Source organism: Stenotrophomonas sp. TWI602 (assembly GCF_039674045.1).
GTDB lineage: Bacteria > Pseudomonadota > Gammaproteobacteria > Xanthomonadales > Xanthomonadaceae > Stenotrophomonas.
Map to the genome: position 1 here is coordinate 14,056 of NZ_JBDJMT010000020.1, position 21,279 is coordinate 35,334.

Below are 21,279 nucleotides of genomic sequence, written 5' to 3' on the forward strand. Positions count from 1 at the left end.
GCGGACCACACTGTGCGCCGACTGACCGTGGTGCAGCTGCTGCCGGCGCTGCACTCCGGCGGGGTCGAACGCTCCACCCTTGAGATCGCCTCCGCCCTGGTTGCCGCCGGCCACCGGGCCATCGTCGTGTCCGCCGGTGGGCGCCTGGTCGAGCCGTTGCTCGCCAGTGGCGCCGAACACCTGACCCTGGATATCGGCCGCAAATCGCTGCTGACGCTGCGCCATGTGCTGACCCTGCGCAACCTGTTCAACGAGGTGGGCGCGGACATCGTGCATGCGCGCTCGCGGCTGCCGGCCTGGCTGGGCCTGTACGCCGTGCGCAATCTGCCGGCGGCGACACGCCCACATTGGGTCACCACCGTGCACGGGCTCAACTCGCCTGGTCGCTACAGCGCGGTGATGACCAGCGGCGAGCGCGTGATCTGCGTGTCCAACAGCGTGCGTGAGTTCGTGCGCGCGCACTACCCCAGCGTGCCGGCCGAGCGCCTGCAGGTGATACCCCGTGGTGTCGATGTCGCGCAGTTCCCGCGCGTGGGCCGGCAGGATCGGCGTGCGCGCCTGGCCGTGGCCGAGCAGCATCCCGCGCTGGCCGGCGAGGCACCGTTGCTGTTGCTGCCTGGCCGTGGCACCCGCCTGAAAGGGCATCGCCACGCGCTGAGCCTGCTGGCAGGACTACATGCCGCCGGCGTGCCGGCCAAGCTGTGGATGCCGGGCACGCGCGAGCCGGGCCGCGAATCCTATGTCGCCGAACTGGACGCCCAGGCGCGCAGCCTGGGTGTGTTCGATGCCGTGCTGATGACCGCGCCGACCTCGCGCATCGCGCAGGCCTATGCGGCCAGTGATCTGGTGCTGCAGCTCTCGGACAAGGCCGAAGCGTTTGGCCGCACCGTGGTCGAAGCGCTGTCGGTGGGCCGCCCCGTGCTGGGCTGGAACCATGGCGGCGTCGGCGAGTTGTTGACTCAGCTGCAACCCTCCGGCGCGGTACCCTTGGGCGACGCCGATGCACTGCTGGCGCGCGCGCAGCAGTTGCTGCTGCAGCCGCCCTCACTGCCGACGCGGATCCCGTTTACCTTGCAGGCCATGCAGCGTGACACGCTCCAGCTCTATACCTCCCTCATCGGCTGAGCCCACCGTCCTTCCCGGTTCGCCGGGCTCCCGTGCGGGCCGCTGGGCCCCGTGGTGGGTGATTGCGTTTGTCGCGTTGTGGCCGCTGCCCGGCATCGCCGAGGGCGTGCTGGTGCTGGGCGCGCTGTACGCGGCGGTGCGCATGGTGCAGCTGCGCCTGCAGGGCAAGCAACGTCTGCTGAGCAGTCCTGCGTGGGCACTGACCAGCATCCTGTTCCTGGGTTACTGGCTGCCGCAGGCATTTTCCGCCTTCGATGCGATCGACCCCGGCACTGCGTGGCGCAAGGCGGCCGCCGGCCTGCGCTATCTGCCGTTCATGTGGCTGGTGGCGATCGCCGTGGCGACTCCGCAGCGGCGCGCGCTGACGCTGGGCGGGCTGGCGGTGATCACCGGGCTGTGGACGGTGGATGCGCTGGCACAGGCGATCGTCGGCAGCAGCCCGCTGTTCTGGTCAATGGATCAGCTCAAGTGGGCGGTCAGCGGCCATGGGTTGTGTTCACCGCAGGAGATGGCGGCGGTGGATCGCCTCAGCGGCGTGCTCGGCCCGTGCAACCTCAAATTCGGCCAGGTGCTGGCCAGCCTCTCGCCGTTCCTGTTGTTCGCCGCCTCACGGCGTGCCGGCATTCTCGGCTGGTCACTGGTGGCCGCCGCAGTGGGGGTCGTGCTGGTCTTGGCCGGTTCGCGCGCGGCGTGGCTGACCTATGCCCTGGTGCTGGTGCTCTCCGGCTGGCGGCTGATCGGCGTGCGCGGCCTGCTGGCCTGCGTTGCGGTCGGCGCGGTGGCGGCGATCGTCCTCACCGTGAGCGTGCCGCAGGTCGGTGACCGGGTCGCGCGCACCGCCATGGCGTGGGAAGGTGAGAACGACGGCGTCAATCAGGCATTGTCCGGCCGCGCCCAGATATGGGCCGCAGCAACCTGCATGATCGAGGCGCATCCGATCAACGGCGTCGGTGCGCGTGGTTTCCGCGACGCTTACCCCGCGTGCAATCCGGACCCGGCCGCCCAGGAAGTGTGGGGCGCCGGCCCAGCACTGCACGCGCACCAGATCGTGCTCGAGATCCTCGCCGAAACCGGCCTCCTCGGCCTGCTGCTGTGGTTGGCGGCCGTGGCCCAGGCGTGGCGCGCGTGGCGTTTTGCACCCCCCGAGGCCCGCGAGCGCGCGCGCCCGGCGATGCTCGCGCTGGCGGTGACGGTGTTCCCGCTCAATACCCATCTGGCGTTCTACTCGACCTTCTGGGGCGGCCTCACGCTGCTGCTGGCCGCGCTGTATGCGGGCAGTCTGTTGGCACGCGACGACGGGTAGAGCCACGCCATGCGTGGCTGCTTGTGGCCCGGGCATGGGGACATACCGACGCACACGCGCGCCATCCACCGATGGGCTCCACGCCCCGGTCAACGCACCCTCGTGCGATGGCCAGCCCACGCCTCCAACGCGGCCGATACTCGCATCCAGGGTATTGCTACGCGCTCACCACCACCACCACGCACGACAGGCGCAAGTGGTTCGAGGATCCCCTCAATGCAGAAGTAATCATCGACACGCTGCGTTACATGGATCGTTGCGGGGTCAGTTGCACGTTAGCTTGGGTGGTAATGCCGGACCACGTGCATTGGTTGATCCAACTGCGGCAAGCCACCTTGGCTCGTTGCATGCTGCTGTTCAAATCACGCAGCAGCCGATTGTTGAATGAGCGTCGGCAGCGAACGGGAAAGCTCTGGCAGCACGGGTACTTCGACCACGCCGTGAGAAATGAGCAATCCTTGCGCCGTCAGGCGCTGTACATCCTCGCCAACCCGATACGTACGGGATTGGCCAGTGCGCTGGGGGAGTACCCGCACGCGTGGTCGCGGTGGCCCATGGAAGCGTAGAGCCGCCTCATGGGTGGCTGCCCGCGGTCTGGCACCATGCAGCCACCCATGGGGTGGCTCTACCGAGGGGGGGCGTGCAGCCACCCATGGGGTGGCTCTACCGAGGGGGGGCATGCAGCCACCCATGGGGTGGCTCTACCGAGGGGGGCGTGCAGCCACCCATGGGGTGGCTCTACCGAGGGGGGCGTGCAGCCACCCATGGGGTGGCTCTACCGAGGGGGGCGTGCAGCCACCCATGGGGTGGCTCTACCGGTAGTAATCGCTCCGCCCACCGGGCTGGCGCTTGAACCGGCGGTGGATCCACAGGTACTGGTCCGGCGCCTCGCGCACCATCGCTTCGATGGCCTGGTTGACGCGGGCGGTATCGGCCTCGACATCCTCGCTGGGGAAATTCTCCAGCGGTGCGCCGATCTTCAGGAAATACTTCCCGCCTTCGCGACGGTGGAAATACGGGATCACCGCACAGCCGGTCATCCGGGCCAGCTGATGGGTGGCGGTGATGGTCGAGGCGGTGTGGCCGAAGAACGGCACGAACACCGTGTCCTTGCCGCGCATGTCCTGGTCCGGGGCATACCAGAGGAAGCCGCCCTTCTTCAGGTGCCGCACGGTGGCGCGGATATCCTCGTTGGCGTACATCGCCTTGGCGTAGCGCAGGCGGCCGAACTTCACCGCCCATTCGTAGACCGGGTTGCGGTGCTTGCGGTACATGCCGGACAGCTCCACGTGGTCGCACAACAGGCGGCCGCACATCTCCAAGGTCATGAAGTGGCCGGAGACCAGCAGCACGCCACGGCCCTGCGCCTGCATGCGGTGCAGGTGCTCCAGCCCTTCGATCTGCACCTGCGGGCGGATGCTGTCGATGCTGCCCCACCAGGCCCGGGCGAATTCAAAGATGCCCACGCCCAGCGCGTCGAAGCTGTCGCGCAGCAGGCGCTGGCGCCAGGCGTCGTCCTTCTCGGGGAAGCACAGCTTCAGGTTGACCTCGGCGGCACGCCGACGGCTGCTGGCCAGCCGGTAGGCGACCGTGCCGACGCCGCGGCCGAGCGCGCGCTGCAGCATCCAGGGCAGGCGGGCGATCGCGAAGGCGACCAGCATGAAAGCGAAGGTCGGCCAGTGGCGCGGATTGCGCAGGGACGGCCGGGTGGCGGTGGAAGCGTTATCGGACATGCCTCGATTCTAATGGATGCGCCCGGATGCGTCCCGGCGCGGCCATCACGGCGGCGCGGCGTGTCTTCCCCGCGCCGCTCCCGTATCCTTTGCGCATGCGTAAAAGCCCTGTCGAATGGATCCTGCGCGGCCTGTACTCGGCCGTGCTGTACCTGCTGTTGCCGATCACCGTGTACCACCTGGTCTGGCGGGGCTTCCGGGTGCGCGAGTACTTCCAGCGCTGGGATGAGCGCTATGCCTCCTATCCGCACTCCAGCGGCCAGCCGCGGGTCTGGCTGCACGCGGTCTCGGTGGGCGAGGTGAATGCCGCCGCGCCGCTGGTGAATGCCCTGCGCGCGCTGCGCCCGGACATCCGCTGGGTGATCACCACCATCACCCCGACCGGCTCCGAACGGGTCCGCGCGCTATGGGGGGATGCGGTCGACCACGTGTACCTGCCCTACGACGTGCCGGGCAGCGTCGGCCGCTTCCTGGGTCACTTCAAGCCCAGCCTGGCGCTGATCCTGGAAACCGAGCTGTGGCCGAACCTGCTGTTCGGCTGTCGCGACCGCCGGATTCCGGTCTACATCCTCAATGCCCGACTGTCGGCGCGCTCGCTGCGTGGCTATCGGCTGCTGCGGCCGCTGATCGGCCGTGCACTGCGCACGGTCACCTGCGTGGCCGCACAGTCGGCCGATGATGCCGAGCGCTTCATCCAGCTCGGGGCGCGCCCGGACCAGGTGCAGCCGCTGGGCAATCTGAAATTCGACATCGCCACGCCGAACGTGCAGGACTTCATCGCGCGCTTCCATGATCTGGTGCCCGCCACGCGCCCGGTCTGGATCGCCGCCAGCACGCACGAGGGCGAAGAGCAGGCCACCCTCGATCTGCACCGCCGCCTGCGCGAGGCGATGCCGGGGCTGCTGCTGTTGTGGGCGCCGCGGCATCCCGAGCGGTTCCCGCGGGTGGAAGCGCTGGCCCGCGAGCAGGGCTGGAAGGTCGCGACACGCCGCCAGCAGCAGTGGCCGCAGGCCGATACGGATGTCTTCGTCATCGACACGCTCGGCGAGCTGATGTCGTTCTACGGCTGTGCGCAGGTGGCCTTCGTCGGCGGCAGCCTGCAGGCCATCGGCGGGCACAACCTGCTGGAGCCGGCGGCGATGGGCACGGCCGCCGTCACCGGCCCGCACCTGCACAACTTCGCCGAGATTTCCCGGCGCATGCGCGAAGCCGGTGCGGTGGTGATCGCCGAGGATGCCAACGGTGTCGGCGATGCACTGCTGACCCTGCTGCGCGATCCGCAGGCACGCGAAGACATGGCGCGCGCGGGGTGTGCGCTGGTGAGCAACGGCCGCGGTGCGCTCAAGCGCACCGTGGCCCTGATCGCCCCGCAGTTGCCGCCGCCGGTGGCGTGATCGAGACCGGCCTGGCCGCCATGCGCGGCGACCAGGCCTGCCGATCCATCAGCCCGCGGAGACCAGCAGGTCACCCAGGAAGGCATACGCGAACCCGAAGTAGATGAACACGCCGATCAGGTCCATGACCGAGGTGATCAACGGGGCCGACAGCGTGGCCGGATCCGCCCCGATGCGGCGTGCGGCGAAGGGCAGCAGTGCGCCGATGATGCCGCCCAACGCGGTGCACACCAGCATGCTCGAGCCCACCACCATCAGCACGTCCATGCCCACGCCTTTGCTGAAGTAGGCCAGGATCGCTTCGAGTACGGCGATGGTGATGCCCAGCCCCGCCGCGACCGGCAGTTCGCGCTGGATCACGAACCACACATCGCGCCAGCTCAGTTTCAGTTCCCCCAGCGCCATGCTGCGGATCACCAGCGTGGCTGACTGGCTGCCGGTGTTGCCGCCCATGTCCACGATCGGGGCGATGAAGGCGGCCAGCACGATCACCTGCGACAGCAGCTCCTCCTGCGCGGCGACAAACGTGCTGGTGACGATGCCGAAGCAGGTCAGGATCGCCAGCCAGAACACACGTACCCGGAACATCTGCTTCAGCGGCGTGCTGCGCACATCAAGATCGTTCCCGTTTCCGCTGGCCGTGCCGCCAAAGCGGGCCAGCTGCGAGGCATCCTGTTCCTTCTCGATGTCCATCGCATCGTCCACGGTGACGATACCGATCATGCGGTCCCCTCCATTGGTCACCGGCAGCGCGAGCAGATCGTAGCGACGGATCAGTTCGGCGGCCTGCAGCCTGGGCCAGTGCGCCTTTGCGGCGACCGGCTGCTCATGCATGATCGAGGCGACCGTGCGGTTCTCGTTGGCCAACACCAGATCACGCAGGGCCACCGTGCCGCGCAGCCGCAGCGTGTGGTCGAGCACGAACAGGATGTTCACCGTCTCGCTGTGCAGCGCAGTGGCGCGGATATGGGCCAGCGCCTGCGCGACGGTCATCTCCGGTGACACCCACACATAATCGGACGTCGTCGCCGAGCCGACCGTGCCTTCGGGATAGGACGCCATCTTGAGGATGTCGTCGCGCTCGACTTTGGTCAGTGCCGGCAGCAGTTTCTGCTTGGCATCATCGCCGAGCCGGTTGTACAGATCGGCGCGGTCATCCGAGGGCATGTGTTCGAACAGCTGCACCACCGCCTCGCGCGGCATCGCGGCCAGCAGCTGATCCTGGCGTATCTCGGTGAAGTGCGCGAACAGCTCGGCGCGTGCCTGCGGGTCGAGCATCATCAGCAAGGGGAGTGTCTTGTCCACGCTCAGCGCATCGAGCGCATCGACCAGGTCGGAGGGATGCGTGGCCGAGGCGATGCTGACAAAGCCGGCCGTGTCGAGGGAAAGCGAGAGGGTGCGGATCGAGAACAGGAGGTCTTCGCGGTTCATGGTGGTTCTCCAGCAAAAAGCAGCGCAGTGCGCTGAGGTACACAAGGCCGACGCGCGGGCAGGGCTCGAGCGGGGCAGGTATCGGTGGGTGCATGGGCCGTGTGCGGAGGCGCACGCGGTCCGGTCGGTCGGTGCCGTCAGTCGGCACGCAGGGCGTTACGGTGCAGAGGCCAGATTGAAGCCGAGCGTGATCCAGTGGCCATCGCGCTGGTGATGCACACGACCGGCCAGCAGATCCACGCTGGCGCCGCGCCAGAGTTCGTGGCGGACGCCGAATTGACTGCTGCGCTGGCGTGTGACGTCACGCGCGGTTTCGGCCAGCAGCGACCAGTGTGGGGCGGTGACGATTTCCAGGCCGATGCCCTCGGTGCGGCCGCGTGCGCCGGCCGTGCGGGCCCAGCCCAGGTTGAGGTGCAGCAGCGTGCGATCGCTTGCGCCAAGGGCGAGGGTCAGGGGCGCGTTGATGCCCCAGTCATCGCCACGCAGGTGACGCCAGTCGCTGCCGACGCCCGCACTGAGCGCCAGGCCCCAACGGCGCTGGTCGATGTCGCGCAGCACGCGCTTGGCACCCAGCGCCCATTGCGTGGACGAAGCAGCATGTTGATGGCTCACGCCGAGCGACCACTCGGTATCGGCGAAGGTGCAGGCCGGCACGGCGGTCCACTCCGCCCCGGCATCGGTATGGCGGCCCCAGCTTTCCAGCTGGCAGCGACCGGCATCGGTGATCGAGGCGTCATCCACCATCAGGCTGGCGGCGGCGCGGGTGTCGAACGGAAGCATCGCCACGGCCACGAGCGGCAGGGCGAACACACGGAAAACGTGCATGGGCAATCTCCAGGCAAACGGAAACGCCAGCGGCACCCTTCTTGGGGTCGGTGGAACGGCGATACGGATGATGCGAGGCGGGCGAGCGTGTCAGCTGCGCCGGTGGGCCCCGTCCTGTGCGGACGGAACCGACCTTGGGGTCAGTGGGTCCGTCGGCTCAGGAGCAGCAACGAGATCGACTATGACTGTCCAAGGAGGGGGCCTCTGGAGGGAAAGGGAAGGTGGTGCGGGGCGGACCATAGTCGGCCCATGCCGAGGGGTCAAGCCATTTTCAACGACACGTACCGGACTGTGGACCGGTTCACGGTGGAGACTGTGCGCGGGTAGGCATTACGCGATGAAATCGCCACGGCAGTGATCGCGTGTGTGACGCGCGCGAGGTGTCGGAATCAACCCCGTGCACGCATAAAAAAACCACCCGCATGCGGGTGGTTTTCTGTCACGCGCTGTGCCGTCGATCAGTTGACGGTGGTGCTCGGCGTGGCCGCCTTCTGGGTCAGCAGGCGATTGATGTCCTGCAGTTCGGCGATGTCCAACGTGCCGACCGCCTGGCCCAGCTGCAGACGGTTCTGCAGGAAGGTGTAGCGGGCGTTGGCGTAGTCCAGCTGCGCGGAGAACAGGATGCGCTGGTTCTGGATCACATCCAGCACGGTACGCGTACCGACTTCCAGGCCGACCTGCGAGGCGTCATAGGCGCTCTGTGCCGACACGACGGCCAGGCGACGCGCTTCCACTTCGCTGATGCCGGCCACCAGGGTCTGGTAGGCATTGCGCGTGTTGCGATCCAGCGCGCGCTTCTGCTGCTCGTAGCCGTCCTGGGCGATATCACGCTGGGCCAGGGCCTGGCGCACGCCGGACTGGGTGGCGCCGCCGGAGAAGATCGGCACGTTCAAGGTCAGGCCGACGCTGTTGGTGCGGCGGTCCGGGCTGAAGCTGCTGCCGCCGTCGCCGACCACATCACCCCAGCTGGCCGACTTGCCGGCGGTGGCACCCAGCGACAGGGTCGGGTAGTGCGCGCCGCGGGCGGCCGAGACGCCGGATTCGGCAGCGTTGACCTTCAGTTCCTGCGCCTTCAGCGCCGGGTTCTGCGCAACGGCCTCGTTCACCAGCGTATCGATGGTGGCGTACTTGGCCGGCAGCTCCGGACGGAAATCGGCCGGCAGGGCGCGCAGGTCGGTGACCGGCTGGCCGGTCAGTTCGGTCAGCGCCTGGTAGGCGTCGGCCAAGGTGTTCTGCGCGATGATCGTGTTGGCGCGCGCCTGGTCGTACTGGGCGCGGGCTTCGTGCACGTCGGTGATCGGCGCCAGGCCCACTTCCAGGCGCTTGTCGGCGAAGTCGAACTGCTTCTTGGCAGCGGCTTCGTTGGTCTGCGCGGCCGACAGCGATTCAATGCCCACCAGCACGTTGAAGTACGCCGCCGAGGTGCGCACGATCAGGTCGTCGTTGGCCGAATCCAGGGTGAAATCCGCTGCGCGGCTCAGTTCGCGCTGCGAACGCAGGTTGGCGAACTGGGTGAAGTTGAAGACGGTCTGGCTGCCGTTGATCGTGTAGTTCCGGCTCTTGGTGGTGAACGAGCTGGAGGTCAGATCATGGTTCGGGTTGGTGCGGCTGCGGTTGAGCGAGGCCTCGCCGTTGAGCTGCGGCAGCAGGGCGGCACGCGCCTGCACAGCGCCTTCCTTGTCGTACAGACGGGTCGACTCGGCAGCCGACAGCTGCGGATCGCCGTTGCGCGCCATTTCGTAGACCTGCAGCAGGTCGGCGGCAGAGGCGGTCATCGGCAGCAGGGCGGCGGCCAGCGCAAAGGCGAGGGATCGGCGGATCATTGCGGCTTCCTTGGACTCAGAGTTGGAACTGGGGTGCCGGGGCGGCACCGCGCAGGTAGTCGATATCGGTTTCGAACAGCGATTCAGTGGTGCCGTCCGCCTTGACCAGCACCGCTTCCATGACCGGCGACCGGCCACGGATCACGAACAGTCGACCGCCGGGACGCAGCCACTGGGCGAAACGTGACGGGATGACATCCACCGCGCCGGTGACGCAGATCGCATCGAAGCGGCGCTCGGTGTCCCAGGTCAGGGCGTCGGCGGTTTCGATGCGGACGTTGTTGCCCAGGCCGGCAGCGTCCAGACGCGCGCGCGCGGTGGTGGCCAGGTCGGCATCGATTTCCAGGCTCAGGACTTCGCGGGCCAGTTCGCCCATGCAGGCGCTCAGGTAGCCGCTGCCGGTGCCGATTTCCAGGACTTCATCGCCCGGCTGCAGATCCAGCGCCTGCAGCGTGCGGCCTTCGATGACCGGCTTCATCATCTTCTGGCCGTTGCCCAGCGGCAGCTCGATATCGGCGTAAGCCAGGGCCCGGTGCGATTCAGCGACGAACGCCTCCCGCGGCAAGCGTGCCAGTACATCGAGCACGCGGATTTCCAGCACATCCCAGGGGCGGATCTGCTGTTCAACCATCAGTTCGCGGGCGTGGGAGTAATCGATCGTCATGAGGTTCTATATCCAGCGCAGTGGGCCGGCCATTTTACCGGTGCCGGGAGCCGGCGGCGCGCTGAAAGCATCGCTGCCGTCGCGCCGGGGTCGCAGTGCCGGAAGTCACCGCGACCTCCGGTCCATTCAGTTTAGTGCCGCCGGGCATACGCCCGCAGGAAAAAGTCGACGCTGGCGCACACGTGGGCGTCGGCATCGCACTCGGCCGGGGCCGGCCGCAACCCGCACATCATATGCGTATGCAGCTCGCCCTTGATCAAGGTCAGGAACTGGAGGGCGGCGGTCTGGCAGTCGGTGATCTCCAGTTCGCCGCGGGCGGTGCGGGCGCGCAGGAAGTCAGCGAGCGCGTCGGTGGTCCGCTGCGGGCCGGCCAGCCAGAACATCTCGCGGATCCGGTCATCGGTATCCGGGGACATCATCACCCGCTGCACCGCGACGGCCGCATCGGAGGTGATCAGGCTGAAGAAGGCGTGGCCGATGCCCATCAGCTGGTCGCGCAGCGGGCCTTCGATGTCGGTGACGAACAGTTCGTCAGGCAGCATCTCGACGCACTTGGACTGCACAGCTTCGGTGAAAAGGGTCTCTTTATCGCCGAAATGGCTGTAAACGGTCAGCTTCGATACGCCAGCCTGGGCGGCGATGCTGTCCATGCTCACCCCGTTGTAGCCCTGGTCGACAAACAGCGATTTAGCGGCTTCCAGAATGGCCGCGCGCTTACCCAGATCCTTCGGGCGCCCCGGCCCGGCGGCCTTGGCGGCCGGCTTGGAGGGCGATGTGGAGGAGGTCGGATCAGTCATCCAATCAATACTAGACCAATCGGTTCGATATTTATACTATACCGGCTGGTTCAATATTGAAGCAGCTGGAACAGTGTGTCTCCAGCGGCTTTTCCCGGGTTACTTTTCAGGTCCAGGACCTCATGAAAAACATGCGATGGATGGGTGGTGGGTTGCTGGCGATCGCGCTGGCAGCATGTGGCAAGCAGGACGCCGAGCCGGTCGCGCCGATGCCGGTGCTGGTGGTCCACCCGGGCACTGTGACCGGCCAGGAAGTGGCTGCCTATCCCGGTGAGATCCGCGCCCGCGAGGAAAGCCCACTGTCGTTCCGCGTCGGGGGCAACCTGATCAAGCGCCATGTCGATGCCGGCCAGCGCGTGCGCAAGGGCCAGCTGCTGGCCGAGCTGGACGCCGCCGACTACGCCTCACAGGCCAGTGCCTCGCAGGCGCAGCTCGCGGCCGCCGAAGCCGATCTGATCCGCGCCCGCGATGACCAGAAGCGCTACGCCACGCTGGCCGAGCAGCAACTGGTCAGCCAGTCCGCACTCGACAGCCAGACCGCTGCCTTCAAGGCGGCGCAGGGCCAGGCCAATGCCGCCCGCGCCAATCTGGCCGTGGCCCGCAACCAGGCCGAGTACGCCCAGTTGCGTGCGCCCGCCGATGGCGTGATCGCCAGCCGCCAGGCCGAAGCCGGGCAGGTGGTCAGCGCCGGGCAGACCGTGTTCACCCTGGCCGCCGATGGCGGCCGCGAAGTCGTGATCGCCCTGCCGGAAAGCAACATCCGTGATTACCAGGTGGGCCAGCCGGTGCAGGTGGAACTGTGGAACCGCCCGGGCCAGCTGCTGGCCGGCACGATCCGTGAGATCGCCCCGGCCGCCGATGCCCAAGGACGTACCTATGCCACCCGCGTCAGCCTCGCACCGGAAGCCTTGACCGAGGTCGAGCTGGGCCAGAGCGCGCGCGTGTTCGCCGCGGCCGGTCGCCAGGGCACGCTGCAGTTGCCGCTGGCGGCGGTGCAGCGCGGTGCCGATGGGCGCAGCAGCGTGTGGGTGGTCGATCCGGCCAAGCGCACGTTGAAAGCCACGCCGGTGACGGTCGGGGCGTATGGCGTCGACTCCGTTCCGGTGCTGAGCGGGGTGAGCGCGAACGACTGGGTGGTGGCTGCCGGCGGCCATCTGCTGCGCGAGGGCCAGCCGGTGACCGCGGTGGATCGTCAGAACCGCCCGGTGCAGGCACCGGCGGCCAAGCCTGCCGCGCCTGCTGCCGGCAAGGGGAACTGATCCCGTGCGCCGCTTCAACCTCTCCGAATGGGCGCTGGGCAACCGGCCACTGGTGCTATTTGCGATGCTCGCTTTCGCGATCATCGGCGCGTGGTCGTACAAGCATCTGGGCCAGTCCGAAGATCCACCGTTCACCTTCAAGGTGATGGTGGTGCGCACGAACTGGCCCGGCGCGACCGCCGAACAGGTCTCACGCCAGGTCACCGAGCCGATCGAGAAGGCACTGCTGAACACCGGGCAGTACGAGTTCATCCGCTCCTACTCACGCCCGGGCGAATCGCAGGTGATCTTCGTGGCGCGCGACAGCCTGCGCTCCAAGGCGATTCCCGACCTGTGGTACCAGGTGCGCAAGCGCGTGGGCGACATCAAGCCGACGCTGCCGCGCGAAATCGTCGGCCCGTTCTTCAACGACGAATTCGGCGACACCTTCGGCAACATCTACGCGTTGACCGGCCAGGGCTTCGACTACGCGGTGATGCGCGACTACGCCGACCGCATCCAGCTGGAACTGCAGCGCGTGCCGGATGTGGGCAAGATCGAGCTGGAAGGCCTGCAGGACGAGAAGGTCTGGATCGAGCTGTCCAACACCAAGCTGGCCACGCTGGGCGTGTCGCTGCAGCAGGTGCAGCAGGCATTGGCCGACCAGAATGCCATTGCCGCGACCAGCTTCTTTGAAACCCCGACCGACCGGGTGCAGCTGCGCGTCACCGGCCAGTTCAAGCGCGTGGAGGACATCCGCAGCTTCCCGATCCAGGCTGGCGACCGTACCGTGCACCTGGGCGATATCGCCGAGATCAAACGTGGTTTTGCCGATCCGGCGTCGCCGAAGATGCGCTTCATGGGCGAAGACGCCATCGGCATCGCGGTGGCAATGAAAGACGGCGGCGACATCCTCAAGCTGGGCAGTACGCTGGATGCCGAGTTCGAGCGACTGCAGAAGACGCTGCCGGCCGGCATGCAGCTGCGCAAGGTCTCCGACCAGCCGCATGCGGTGGAAGAGTCCGTCGGCGAGTTCGTGCAGGTGCTGACCGAAGCGGTGGTGATCGTGCTGCTGGTGAGCTTCTTCTCGCTCGGCCTGCGCACCGGCCTGGTGGTGGGCGTGACGATTCCGCTGGTGCTGGCGATGACCTTCTTCGTCATGCATTACTTCGGCATCGGCCTGCACAAGATTTCCCTGGGCGCGCTGGTGCTGGCGCTGGGCCTGCTGGTGGACGATGCGATCATCGCGGTGGAGATGATGGCCACCAAGATGGAGCAGGGCTACGACCGCCTGCGCGCGGCCAGCTTCGCGTGGGAGTCGACCGCCTTCCCGATGCTGACCGGTACGCTGATCACGGCGGCCGGCTTCCTGCCGATCGCCACGGCCGCCTCCAGCACCGGCGAATACACCCGCTCGCTGTTCCAGGTGGTGACCATCGCGCTGGTGGTGTCGTGGATCGCCGCCGTGCTGTTCATCCCGTACCTGGGCGACAAGATGTTGCCGGACCTGTTCAACCCGCAGCCGCCCAAGCCGGACAGCCTGGCCGGGCGCTGGCATGCCCGCCGCCTGCAGTGGGCCGACCGCCATCCCGCGTTCGCGCGCTGGATCGCGCCGAAGGTGCATGCGCACGACCATGATCCGTACCAGCGTCCGTTCTACGTGCGCTTCCGCAGGTTCCTCGATGTGTGCCTGCGCCATCGCTGGTGGGTGATCGCCGCCACGGCCGCGCTGTTCGTGTTCTCGCTGCTGATCTTCCGCTTCGTGCCCCAGCAGTTCTTCCCGGATTCGACCCGCCCGGAACTGATGGTGGACATCGAACTGGCCGAGGGGGCCTCGTTGCAGGCCACCCAGGCCCAGGCGACCAAGCTGGAAACGCTGCTCAAGGACCGTGAGGGCATCAGCAACTTTGTGGCCTACGTGGGTACCGGCTCGCCGCGCTTCTACCTGCCTTTGGACCAGCAGCTGCCGGCCACCAACTTCTCGCAGTTCGTGGTGCTGACTGAGAATGCAACCGCACGTGAGGCGACCCGCGACTGGTTGCTCAAGGACGTGATTCCGCAGTTCCCGGACGTGCAGATGCGCGTGACCCGCCTGGAGAACGGCCCGCCGGTGGGCTACCCGGTGCAGATGCGCATCTCCGGCGAGCATATCGAGCAGGTGCAGGCCATCGCACGGCAGGTGGAAGCCAAGGTGCGCGCAAACCCGCACGTGATGAACGTCAACCTGGATTGGAGCGAGCCGAGCAAAGTGGTGCGGCTGGTGATCGACCAGGATCGTGCACGCGCACTGGGTGTGAGCAGCGCGCAGGTGAGCCAGCTGCTGGGCACCTCGTTGTCGGGCATGAGCGTGAGCACCTACCGGGAAGGCAACCGCCTGATCGAGATGCTGCTGCGTGGCCCGGACAACGAACGTGTGCGGCTGGACATGCTGGGCAGCCTGGCCATTCCGACCGCCAGCGGCACCTCGGTGACGCTGTCGCAGGTGGCGCGCCTGGAGTACGTGTTCGAGGACGGCATCATCTGGCACCGCAACCGCCTGCCGACGGTGACCGTGCGCGCCGACATTGCCGACGCGAAACAGCCGCTGGACGTGGTGCAGCAGATCCTGCCGACGCTGGAGGGGATCCGTGCCGAGCTGCCGTCCGGCTACCTGCTTGAAACCGGCGGTACGGTGGAGGATTCCACCCGTGGCCAGGATTCGATCAAGGCCGGCATGCCGCTGTTCCTGATCGTGGTGGCGACCTTGCTGATGTTGCAGCTGCGCAGCTTCTCGCGTGCGGCCATGGTGCTGGTCACCGCGCCGCTGGGCATCATCGGCGCCACGCTGTTCCTGCTGCTGTTCCGCGCGCCGTTCGGCTTCGTGGCACTGCTGGGTACCATCGCGCTGGCCGGCATGATCATGCGCAACTCGGTGATCCTGATCGACCAGATCCAGCAGGACATCGATGCCGGTCACGACCGCTGGCACGCCATCATCGACGCCACCGTGCGCCGCTTCCGCCCGATCGTGCTGACCGCGCTGGCCGCGGTGCTGGCGATGATTCCGCTGTCGCGCAGTGCGTTCTACGGTTCGATGGCGATCTCGATCATGGGCGGCCTGATCGTCGGTACCGTGCTGACCCTGGTGTTCCTGCCGGCACTGTATGCGGCGTGGTTCCGGGTGAAGCCGGACGAGGCCAAGACCAGCGAAGGCTGAGGGACGATGAAGCCGGCCGGTGGCCGGCTTCATCGTTTGAGTGCGACGCAAAGGCCTGTCGCCTTCGTCGTGCCAGCAAGCGCACAATGCACACCGGATTTCTTCGGTCGCACATGATGTCGTCACGTTCCTCTTATCCGTTCGCCACTGCGGCGGCGATCGTTCTGCTGATGGTTTCCGCGTTGCCGACGCAGGCGACCACCGCTGCCAGTTTCCAGCGCGATCTCGTCGAGCTGCTGGAGTGCCGTGCCTCACCGGCGACGATGCAGGCGGTGACGACCGCGTTGCGTGGTGCAGCGTATGGCACGGCGCAGGAACGACCGGCCCATCTGCAGGGCTGGAGCTTCACGCGCAGCGGTGACGAGGAGCACGCGACGACCCTCATCGACATGCCGGTGACGTTGACGGCACACGGCATCACAACGCACCGCGTGGTGGCGGATGACATGGGCTTCTCGATTCCCATCGATGCAGGGCAGCGTGCGCGCATCGTTAGCGGGAACGGACTTCGGCACCGGTCGAATACGTTGCGTGAGCCGTTCCAGATGTGGTCAGCGCCCGCCGCATCAGGCGATCCGGCATCGCCGGGCGCCATCGTGGTGAGCAGCGATGGTGCAGGCTATCGGTTGGGATGTGACTACCCCGGTCCGATGCGCGAGGCGCGCCTTCCACCCCGATTGCGCGAGACGGCCACGGCGGATGATATGGGCGCCGCGCTCGAATGCCGGGCGGACGACGCTGCCATGCGGCGCATCGCCAACCTGTGGGAGCGTGTCTCGGAACTGTCGCCGCTGGCATGGCCGGACAATGTCCGCGCGGTGGCCGAGCGTGAGTACCATGCCGATGGCCAGGAGATGCCCGTCGTGGTCGTCACGCTGGAGCAGCCGGTAGCGTTGAAGGGTCTGCCTGCGCAGTCGCTCGTCCTCGCCTATGGAGGCTACTTCGCGGCGGACATGGGCGATGCGCCGCTGAAGGCGGTGCTCGATGCCGCCGGCCTGGGCGCGGCGGATCGGCAGGTAGAGGGGTATTGGAGGCGCGAGGCAACGCGGGAGGCGTCCTCCGGATACACACGCGTGCGGGTGTTCAGCGTCATACCCACCGACAGCGGCGCGGTGCTGGCCGGCTGCATGACCAGCGAGGTCCACTCGGTGAACTGACCGCTGCGGTACGACACGCCGCAGGGCGCAGCGGATGAACACCGCTGCGCCTCTACAGCGGTCTGCCCTCAGTAAACGCCCTGCGCCAGCATCGCATCAGCCACTTTCACGAAGCCGGCGATATTGGCGCCATCCACGTAGTTCACGCTGCCATCGGCCCGCTTGCCGTGGCGCACGCAGTTGGCGTGGATATCCTTCATGATTCCGTGCAGGCGCTCATCGACATCGGCGTGATGCCATGACAGGCGCTGCGCGTTCTGGCTCATTTCCAGCCCCGAGGTGGCCACGCCGCCGGCATTGCTGGCCTTCCCCGGCGCATACAGGGTGCCCGCCTTGAGGAAGACCTCCATGGCCTCCAGTGTCGACGGCATGTTGGCGCCTTCGGCCACGCACAGCACATCGTTGTCCACCAGGGCGCGGGCATCGTCTTCGTCCAGTTCGTTCTGGGTGGCGCAGGGCAGGGCGATCTCGGCCGGGATGTGCCAGGGGCGCTTGCCGTCCAGGTACTCGAAGCGTTTGTCATCAGCCAGTTCGGACAGGCAGCCGCGACGTTCGTTGCGCAGTTCCATCACCTCCTGCAGGCCCGCTTCGTCGAAGCCGTCACGGGCGTACAGCGTGCCGCCGGAATCGGAAAGCGTGAGTACGTTCGCGCCCAGTTCGATGGCCTTGATCGCCGCATGCTGGGCCACGTTGCCAGCGCCGGAAATCAACACCCTGGCGCCATCGGTATCGCGGCGGGCATGGTGCAGCATCTGCTCGACGAAGTAGACCGTGCCGAAGCCGGTCGCTTCCGGGCGCATCAGGCTGCCACCGTAGGAGAGACCTTTGCCGGTGAACACGCAGGCGGCATTGTTGGTGAGCTTCTTCATCATGCCGGCCATGTAGCCGACCTCGCGCGCGCCGACGCCGATATCGCCAGCCGGTACATCGGTGTCGGCACCCAGGTGGCGATGCAGTTCCAGCATCAGCGCCTGGCAGAAGCGCATCACCTCGGTGTCGCTGCGGCCCTTGGGATTGAAATCCGAACCGCCCTTGCCACCGCCCATCGGCAAGGTGGTCAGCGCGTTCTTCAGGGTCTGCTCGAAGGCGAGGAACTTCAGGATCGATTGGTTGACCGACGGATGGAAGCGCATGCCGCCTTTGAACGGGCCGATCGCCGAACTGTGCTGCACGCGCCAGCCGCGATTCACATGGGTCTTGCCGGCGTCATCGGCCCAGGCCACGCGGAACTGGATCACCCGCTCCGGCTCCACCAGCCGCTCCAGCAGGCCTTGTTCCAGGTAGCGGGGGTTTCGCTCCAGGAACGGCCACAGGCTCTGGATCACTTCTTTGACGGCCTGCAGGAATTCCGGCTGATGCGGATCGCGCTGGGCCACGTGGTTGAGAAAGTCGGCAGAGGAACGAGGGTTCAAAGGCTTTCCTTGTTGGGGGCCGGCCGCTGGCTGCGACGTGGCCGACGGGACAGGGAGGCCGTGCGGGATGTGGACACACGAACGCGGCCCTCAGGCCGCGTTCGTGACGATCATTGCAGCTTGGCAAGGACCGCGTCGGTTGCTGCGGCGGTACTCACCGCAAGACCCTTGGCGGCGAGATCGGCGGTGAACACGCCGTCATCCAGCACGGCATACACCGCGGCCTCGACCGTAGCAGCCTCGTCGTCCAGCCCCAGTGAATGCCGCAGCAGCATCGCGGCACTGAAGATCGTCGCGTACGGATTGGCAATGCCCTTGCCGGCGATGTCCGGCGCCGAGCCGTGGATCGGCTCGTAGATGCCCACTGCGCCGGGCTCGCCCAGCGATGCCGAGGGCAGCAGGCCGAGCGAGCCGGCCAGCATCGAGGCTTCGTCGGTGAGGATGTCGCCGAACATGTTCTCGGTCACGATCACGTCGTACTCGCGCGGCTTGGCCAGCAGATGCATGGCCATCGAATCGACCAGCTGGTGCTCCAACGCGATCTCCGGGAATTCCTCGCGGCCGATCCGCGCGGCGACATCGCGCCACAGGCGCGAGGTTTCCAGCACGTTGGCCTTGTCCACCGAGGTGACCTTGCCGCGGCGGGTCTGGGCCAGGCGGAACGCGGTGCGCAGCACGCGCTCGATCTCGCCCACGCTGTAGCTGCACAGGTCGCTGGCGGTGTCGGCGGTGCGGGTCTTCTCACCGAAGTAGATGCCGCCGGTCAGCTCACGCACGACCACGAAGTCCACACCCTCCAGCAGTTCGGCCTTGATCGGCGAGGCGCCAAGCGCGGCCGCGTGCGTGCGCACCGGGCGCAGGTTGGCGTACAGACCCAGCGCCTTGCGGATCGCCAGCAGGCCCTGCTCCGGGCGGACCTTGGCATTCGGATCGGACCACTTCGGGCCGCCGACCGCGCCGAGCAGGATGGCGTCTGCCTTGCGGCACGCCTCCAGCGTGGTGGCCGGCAGCGGCTCGCCGTGGCGATCGATGGCGATGCCCCCGATATCGTGTTCCTGGAACCCGAAGGTGTGACCGAAACGGGTGGCGACGGCCTCCAGCACCGCCACGGCGGCGGCGGCGACTTCCGGACCGATGCCGTCACCCGGCAATACGACAATCTCAGCGTGCATGTTCACTCTCGTAACGTTCAATGTCAGGGGTACGGCCCAACAGATACCCCAATTGGTCCACGCCTTCCAGCAGGCAGGTCTGCGAGAAGCCGTCCAGCGGGAAGGCATACACGCGTCCATCGGGGGTGCGCAGTTCGCGCGCGGCCACGTCGATGGTCAATTCGTCATCCGGACGCTGCATCAGGGTCTGCACATCGGCCTCGTCCAGCACGATCGGCAGCAGGCCGTTCTTGAGCGAATTGCCGCGGAAGATATCGGCGATCTCGCTGCTGACGATGGCGCGCAGGCCCAGGTCGGTCAGCGCCCACGGCGCATGCTCACGCGAGGAGCCGCAGCCGAAGTTGCGGCCGGCCAGCAGAATGCTGCGGCCAGCGTTGTGCGGTTGGTTGAAGGCGAACGCCGGGTTCGGCACGCCCTCGCTCTGCCAGCGCCAATCGTTGAATGCGTGCTTGCCCAAACCGACGCGCTCGGTGGTGGACAGAAAGCGCGCGGGAATGATCTGATCGGTGTCGATGTTGGTCTCGCGCAGCACCACGCTGGTCGAGGTCAGGGTACGGAAGCCGCTCATCAGGCCACCTCCAGCGTGGCATACAGTTCGCGTGGGTCGGCCACGCGGCCGTTCACCGCAGCCCAGGCGGCCGTCATCGGCGAGGCCAGCAGGGTGCGCGAACCGGGGCCTTGGCGGCCTTCGAAATTGCGGTTGCTGGTGCTGACCGCCAGTTGTCCCGGCGCGACCAGATCACCGTTCATGGCGATGCACATCGAGCAGCCCGGCTCGCGCCATTCGGCGCCGGCCGCGCGCACCACCACATCGATGCCTTCGGCTTCGGCCTGGCGCTTGACGATCTCCGAACCGGGCACCACCAGCATGCGTACGCCGTCGGCAACGCGGCGGCCCTGCAGCACCTGTGCCACTTCGCGCATGTCGCTCAGCCGGCCGTTGGTGCAGGAGCCGACGAAGACCACATCCACCGGGGTGCCGGCCAGGGTCTGCCCGGCGTGGAAGTGCATGTAGTCCAGGCCTTTCTGGTCGGCCGCATCGTTGGCCGCCGGGATCGGCTGGTCCACCGCGATCGCCGTGCCGGGGTGGGTGCCCCAGGTCAGGGTGGGGCGGATGTCGGCGGCCTCGATGTGGACCTCGACATCGAAGCGCGCGCCGGCATCGCTGCGCAGCTGCGACCAGGCGGCAACGGCCGCATCGAAGTCGGCGCCCTTGGGCCCGCGCGGGGTGTTGGCGACCCAGTCGAAGGTGGTCTGGTCGGGGGCGACCATGCCGGCGCGAGCGCCGGCCTCGATGGACATGTTGCACAACGTCATGCGCTGTTCCATGTCCATCGCCTCGATGGCGCTGCCGCGGAACTCCAGCACGTGGCCGGTGCCGCCGTTGACGCCGATCACGCCGATGATGTGCAGCACCACGTCCTTGGCGCCGACACCCTGGGCCAGCGCGCCATCGACGGTGATCGCCATCGTCTTGGCTTTACGCTGCAGCAGGCACTGCGTCGCCAGCACATGGCCGACCTCGCTGGTGCCGATGCCGAAGGCCAGCGCGCCAAACGCGCCATGTGTGGAGGTGTGGCTGTCGCCGCAGACGATGGTCATGCCCGGCTGGGTGAAGCCCTGCTCGGGGGCGATCACGTGCACGATGCCGCGGCTGGCCGACTGCAGGTCGAACAGCTCGATGCCGTGCGTGGCGCAGTTGTCGGCCAGCATCGCCACCTGGGCTTCGGAGGCGGCGCTGGCATAGGGCAGCTTGCCGTCGGCACCGGCCGGCAGGGTGGGGGTGGAGTGGTCCATCGTCGCCTTGGTCCGGTCCGGCCGGCGCGGGGAGAGGCCACGCTCGCGCAGTTCGGTGAAGGCCTGCGGCGAGGTCACCTCGTGGATCAGGTGCAGGTCGATGTACAGCACGGCGGGCGCGCTGTCGGTCTCGGGAACGACGACGTGGGCATCCCACAGTTTGTCGTACAGGGTGCGGGGAGCTGGGGTCATGGACTGGCCTTGCTGCGGTT

The 21,279-nt window shown here is 67.3% G+C and carries 17 protein-coding genes; 7 read left to right on the forward strand and 10 right to left on the reverse strand.

Features of this window, described 5'->3' with window-relative positions:
• Positions 1–12: 12 nt before the first annotated feature.
• The 3 genes from ABE483_RS15385 to ABE483_RS15395 all read left to right on the forward strand — a co-directional run bounded on the left by ABE483_RS15385 (position 13) and on the right by ABE483_RS15395 (position 2,994).
• Positions 13–1,125, forward strand: a complete 1,113-nt coding sequence (locus ABE483_RS15385) for a glycosyltransferase (protein WP_313209142.1) — start codon at positions 13–15, stop codon at positions 1,123–1,125.
• A 58-nt stretch (positions 1,126–1,183) separates the two neighbouring features.
• On the forward strand, positions 1,184–2,428 hold the full coding sequence (locus ABE483_RS15390) for an O-antigen ligase family protein (protein WP_313219633.1): 1,245 nt from the start codon (positions 1,184–1,186) through the stop codon (positions 2,426–2,428).
• Between the two features lie 107 nt (positions 2,429–2,535).
• A complete protein-coding gene (locus ABE483_RS15395) occupies positions 2,536–2,994 on the forward strand; it encodes a transposase (protein WP_346481976.1) in 459 nt (152 codons plus the stop codon).
• 246 nt (positions 2,995–3,240) lie between these two features.
• On the opposite strand, the gene ABE483_RS15400 is transcribed toward ABE483_RS15395, so the two are convergent.
• The gene (locus tag ABE483_RS15400; protein ID WP_313209145.1) at positions 3,241–4,161 is read right to left on the reverse strand and encodes an LpxL/LpxP family Kdo(2)-lipid IV(A) lauroyl/palmitoleoyl acyltransferase; all 921 of its coding nucleotides are present in this window, start codon (positions 4,159–4,161) and stop codon (positions 3,241–3,243) included.
• 95 nt (positions 4,162–4,256) lie between these two features.
• On the opposite strand from ABE483_RS15400, the gene waaA reads away from it, so the two are divergent.
• Positions 4,257–5,555 carry a lipid IV(A) 3-deoxy-D-manno-octulosonic acid transferase gene (gene waaA / locus ABE483_RS15405; RefSeq protein ID WP_313209146.1) on the forward strand — a complete coding sequence of 433 codons (1,299 nt, stop codon included), beginning with the start codon at positions 4,257–4,259 and terminating at the stop codon, positions 5,553–5,555.
• Positions 5,556–5,603: 48 nt separating this feature from the next.
• Here waaA and mgtE read toward each other — a convergent pair whose 3' ends face one another.
• The 5 genes from mgtE to ABE483_RS15430 all read right to left on the reverse strand — a co-directional run bounded on the left by mgtE (position 5,604) and on the right by ABE483_RS15430 (position 11,095).
• Positions 5,604–6,986 carry a magnesium transporter gene (gene mgtE / locus ABE483_RS15410; protein WP_313209147.1) on the reverse strand — a complete coding sequence of 461 codons (1,383 nt, stop codon included), beginning with the start codon at positions 6,984–6,986 and terminating at the stop codon, positions 5,604–5,606.
• Between the two features lie 156 nt (positions 6,987–7,142).
• A complete protein-coding gene (locus ABE483_RS15415) occupies positions 7,143–7,811 on the reverse strand; it encodes a hypothetical protein (protein WP_313209148.1) in 669 nt (222 codons plus the stop codon).
• 458 nt (positions 7,812–8,269) lie between these two features.
• Positions 8,270–9,634 (reverse strand): TolC family outer membrane protein, encoded by a 1,365-nt coding sequence (locus tag ABE483_RS15420; RefSeq protein WP_121039628.1) that lies wholly within the window; start codon positions 9,632–9,634, stop codon positions 8,270–8,272.
• 16 nt (positions 9,635–9,650) lie between these two features.
• Entirely contained in the window at positions 9,651–10,298 is a 648-nt protein-coding gene (locus tag ABE483_RS15425; RefSeq protein WP_313209149.1) for a protein-L-isoaspartate O-methyltransferase, read from the reverse strand.
• Positions 10,299–10,429: 131 nt separating this feature from the next.
• Positions 10,430–11,095, reverse strand: a complete 666-nt coding sequence (locus ABE483_RS15430) for a TetR/AcrR family transcriptional regulator (protein ID WP_346466055.1) — start codon at positions 11,093–11,095, stop codon at positions 10,430–10,432.
• Between the two features lie 122 nt (positions 11,096–11,217).
• Between ABE483_RS15430 and ABE483_RS15435 the strand changes: the two genes are divergently transcribed.
• The 3 genes from ABE483_RS15435 (at position 11,218) to ABE483_RS15445 (ending at position 16,686) form a co-directional block, all read left to right on the forward strand.
• A complete protein-coding gene (locus ABE483_RS15435) occupies positions 11,218–12,354 on the forward strand; it encodes an efflux RND transporter periplasmic adaptor subunit (RefSeq protein ID WP_313219638.1) in 1,137 nt (378 codons plus the stop codon).
• Between the two features lie 4 nt (positions 12,355–12,358).
• Complete coding sequence (locus ABE483_RS15440) at positions 12,359–15,529, forward strand: efflux RND transporter permease subunit (RefSeq protein WP_313209152.1); 3,171 nt, start codon at positions 12,359–12,361, stop codon at positions 15,527–15,529.
• A 116-nt stretch (positions 15,530–15,645) separates the two neighbouring features.
• Entirely contained in the window at positions 15,646–16,686 is a 1,041-nt protein-coding gene (locus ABE483_RS15445) for a hypothetical protein (RefSeq protein ID WP_346481977.1), read from the forward strand.
• 68 nt (positions 16,687–16,754) lie between these two features.
• On the opposite strand, the gene gdhA is transcribed toward ABE483_RS15445, so the two are convergent.
• The 4 genes from gdhA to leuC all read right to left on the reverse strand — a co-directional run bounded on the left by gdhA (position 16,755) and on the right by leuC (position 21,259).
• Positions 16,755–18,098 carry an NADP-specific glutamate dehydrogenase gene (gene gdhA, locus ABE483_RS15450; RefSeq protein ID WP_346481978.1) on the reverse strand — a complete coding sequence of 448 codons (1,344 nt, stop codon included), beginning with the start codon at positions 18,096–18,098 and terminating at the stop codon, positions 16,755–16,757.
• A 110-nt stretch (positions 18,099–18,208) separates the two neighbouring features.
• On the reverse strand, positions 18,209–19,270 hold the full coding sequence (leuB, locus tag ABE483_RS15455) for a 3-isopropylmalate dehydrogenase (protein ID WP_346481979.1): 1,062 nt from the start codon (positions 19,268–19,270) through the stop codon (positions 18,209–18,211).
• Positions 19,260–19,838, reverse strand: a complete 579-nt coding sequence (gene leuD, locus ABE483_RS15460) for a 3-isopropylmalate dehydratase small subunit (RefSeq protein ID WP_123730256.1) — start codon at positions 19,836–19,838, stop codon at positions 19,260–19,262. Before leuD ends, leuB begins: the two co-directional genes overlap by 11 nt.
• Complete coding sequence (gene leuC, locus ABE483_RS15465) at positions 19,838–21,259, reverse strand: 3-isopropylmalate dehydratase large subunit (protein ID WP_346481980.1); 1,422 nt, start codon at positions 21,257–21,259, stop codon at positions 19,838–19,840. The genes leuD and leuC overlap by 1 nt, the downstream gene beginning before the upstream one ends.
• Between the last annotated feature and the right edge of the window lie 20 nt (positions 21,260–21,279).

Bases quoted from the DNA above. Each gene is read 5' to 3' on its own strand.
- ABE483_RS15395 (WP_346481976.1), top strand. From the start codon at position 2,536: ATGGCCAGCCCACGCCTCCAACGCGGCCGATACTCGCATCCAGGGTAT.
- ABE483_RS15400 (WP_313209145.1), bottom strand. From the start codon at position 4,161: ATGTCCGATAACGCTTCCACCGCCACCCGGCCGTCCCTGCGCAATCCG.
- waaA (WP_313209146.1), top strand. From the start codon at position 4,257: ATGCGTAAAAGCCCTGTCGAATGGATCCTGCGCGGCCTGTACTCGGCC.
- mgtE (WP_313209147.1), bottom strand. From the start codon at position 6,986: ATGAACCGCGAAGACCTCCTGTTCTCGATCCGCACCCTCTCGCTTTCC.
- ABE483_RS15415 (WP_313209148.1), bottom strand. From the start codon at position 7,811: ATGCACGTTTTCCGTGTGTTCGCCCTGCCGCTCGTGGCCGTGGCGATG.
- ABE483_RS15420 (WP_121039628.1), bottom strand. From the start codon at position 9,634: ATGATCCGCCGATCCCTCGCCTTTGCGCTGGCCGCCGCCCTGCTGCCG.
- ABE483_RS15425 (WP_313209149.1), bottom strand. From the start codon at position 10,298: ATGACGATCGATTACTCCCACGCCCGCGAACTGATGGTTGAACAGCAG.
- ABE483_RS15430 (WP_346466055.1), bottom strand. From the start codon at position 11,095: ATGACTGATCCGACCTCCTCCACATCGCCCTCCAAGCCGGCCGCCAAG.
- ABE483_RS15435 (WP_313219638.1), top strand. From the start codon at position 11,218: ATGAAAAACATGCGATGGATGGGTGGTGGGTTGCTGGCGATCGCGCTG.
- ABE483_RS15445 (WP_346481977.1), top strand. From the start codon at position 15,646: ATGTCGTCACGTTCCTCTTATCCGTTCGCCACTGCGGCGGCGATCGTT.
- leuB (WP_346481979.1), bottom strand. From the start codon at position 19,270: ATGCACGCTGAGATTGTCGTATTGCCGGGTGACGGCATCGGTCCGGAA.
- leuD (WP_123730256.1), bottom strand. From the start codon at position 19,838: ATGAGCGGCTTCCGTACCCTGACCTCGACCAGCGTGGTGCTGCGCGAG.
- leuC (WP_346481980.1), bottom strand. From the start codon at position 21,259: ATGACCCCAGCTCCCCGCACCCTGTACGACAAACTGTGGGATGCCCAC.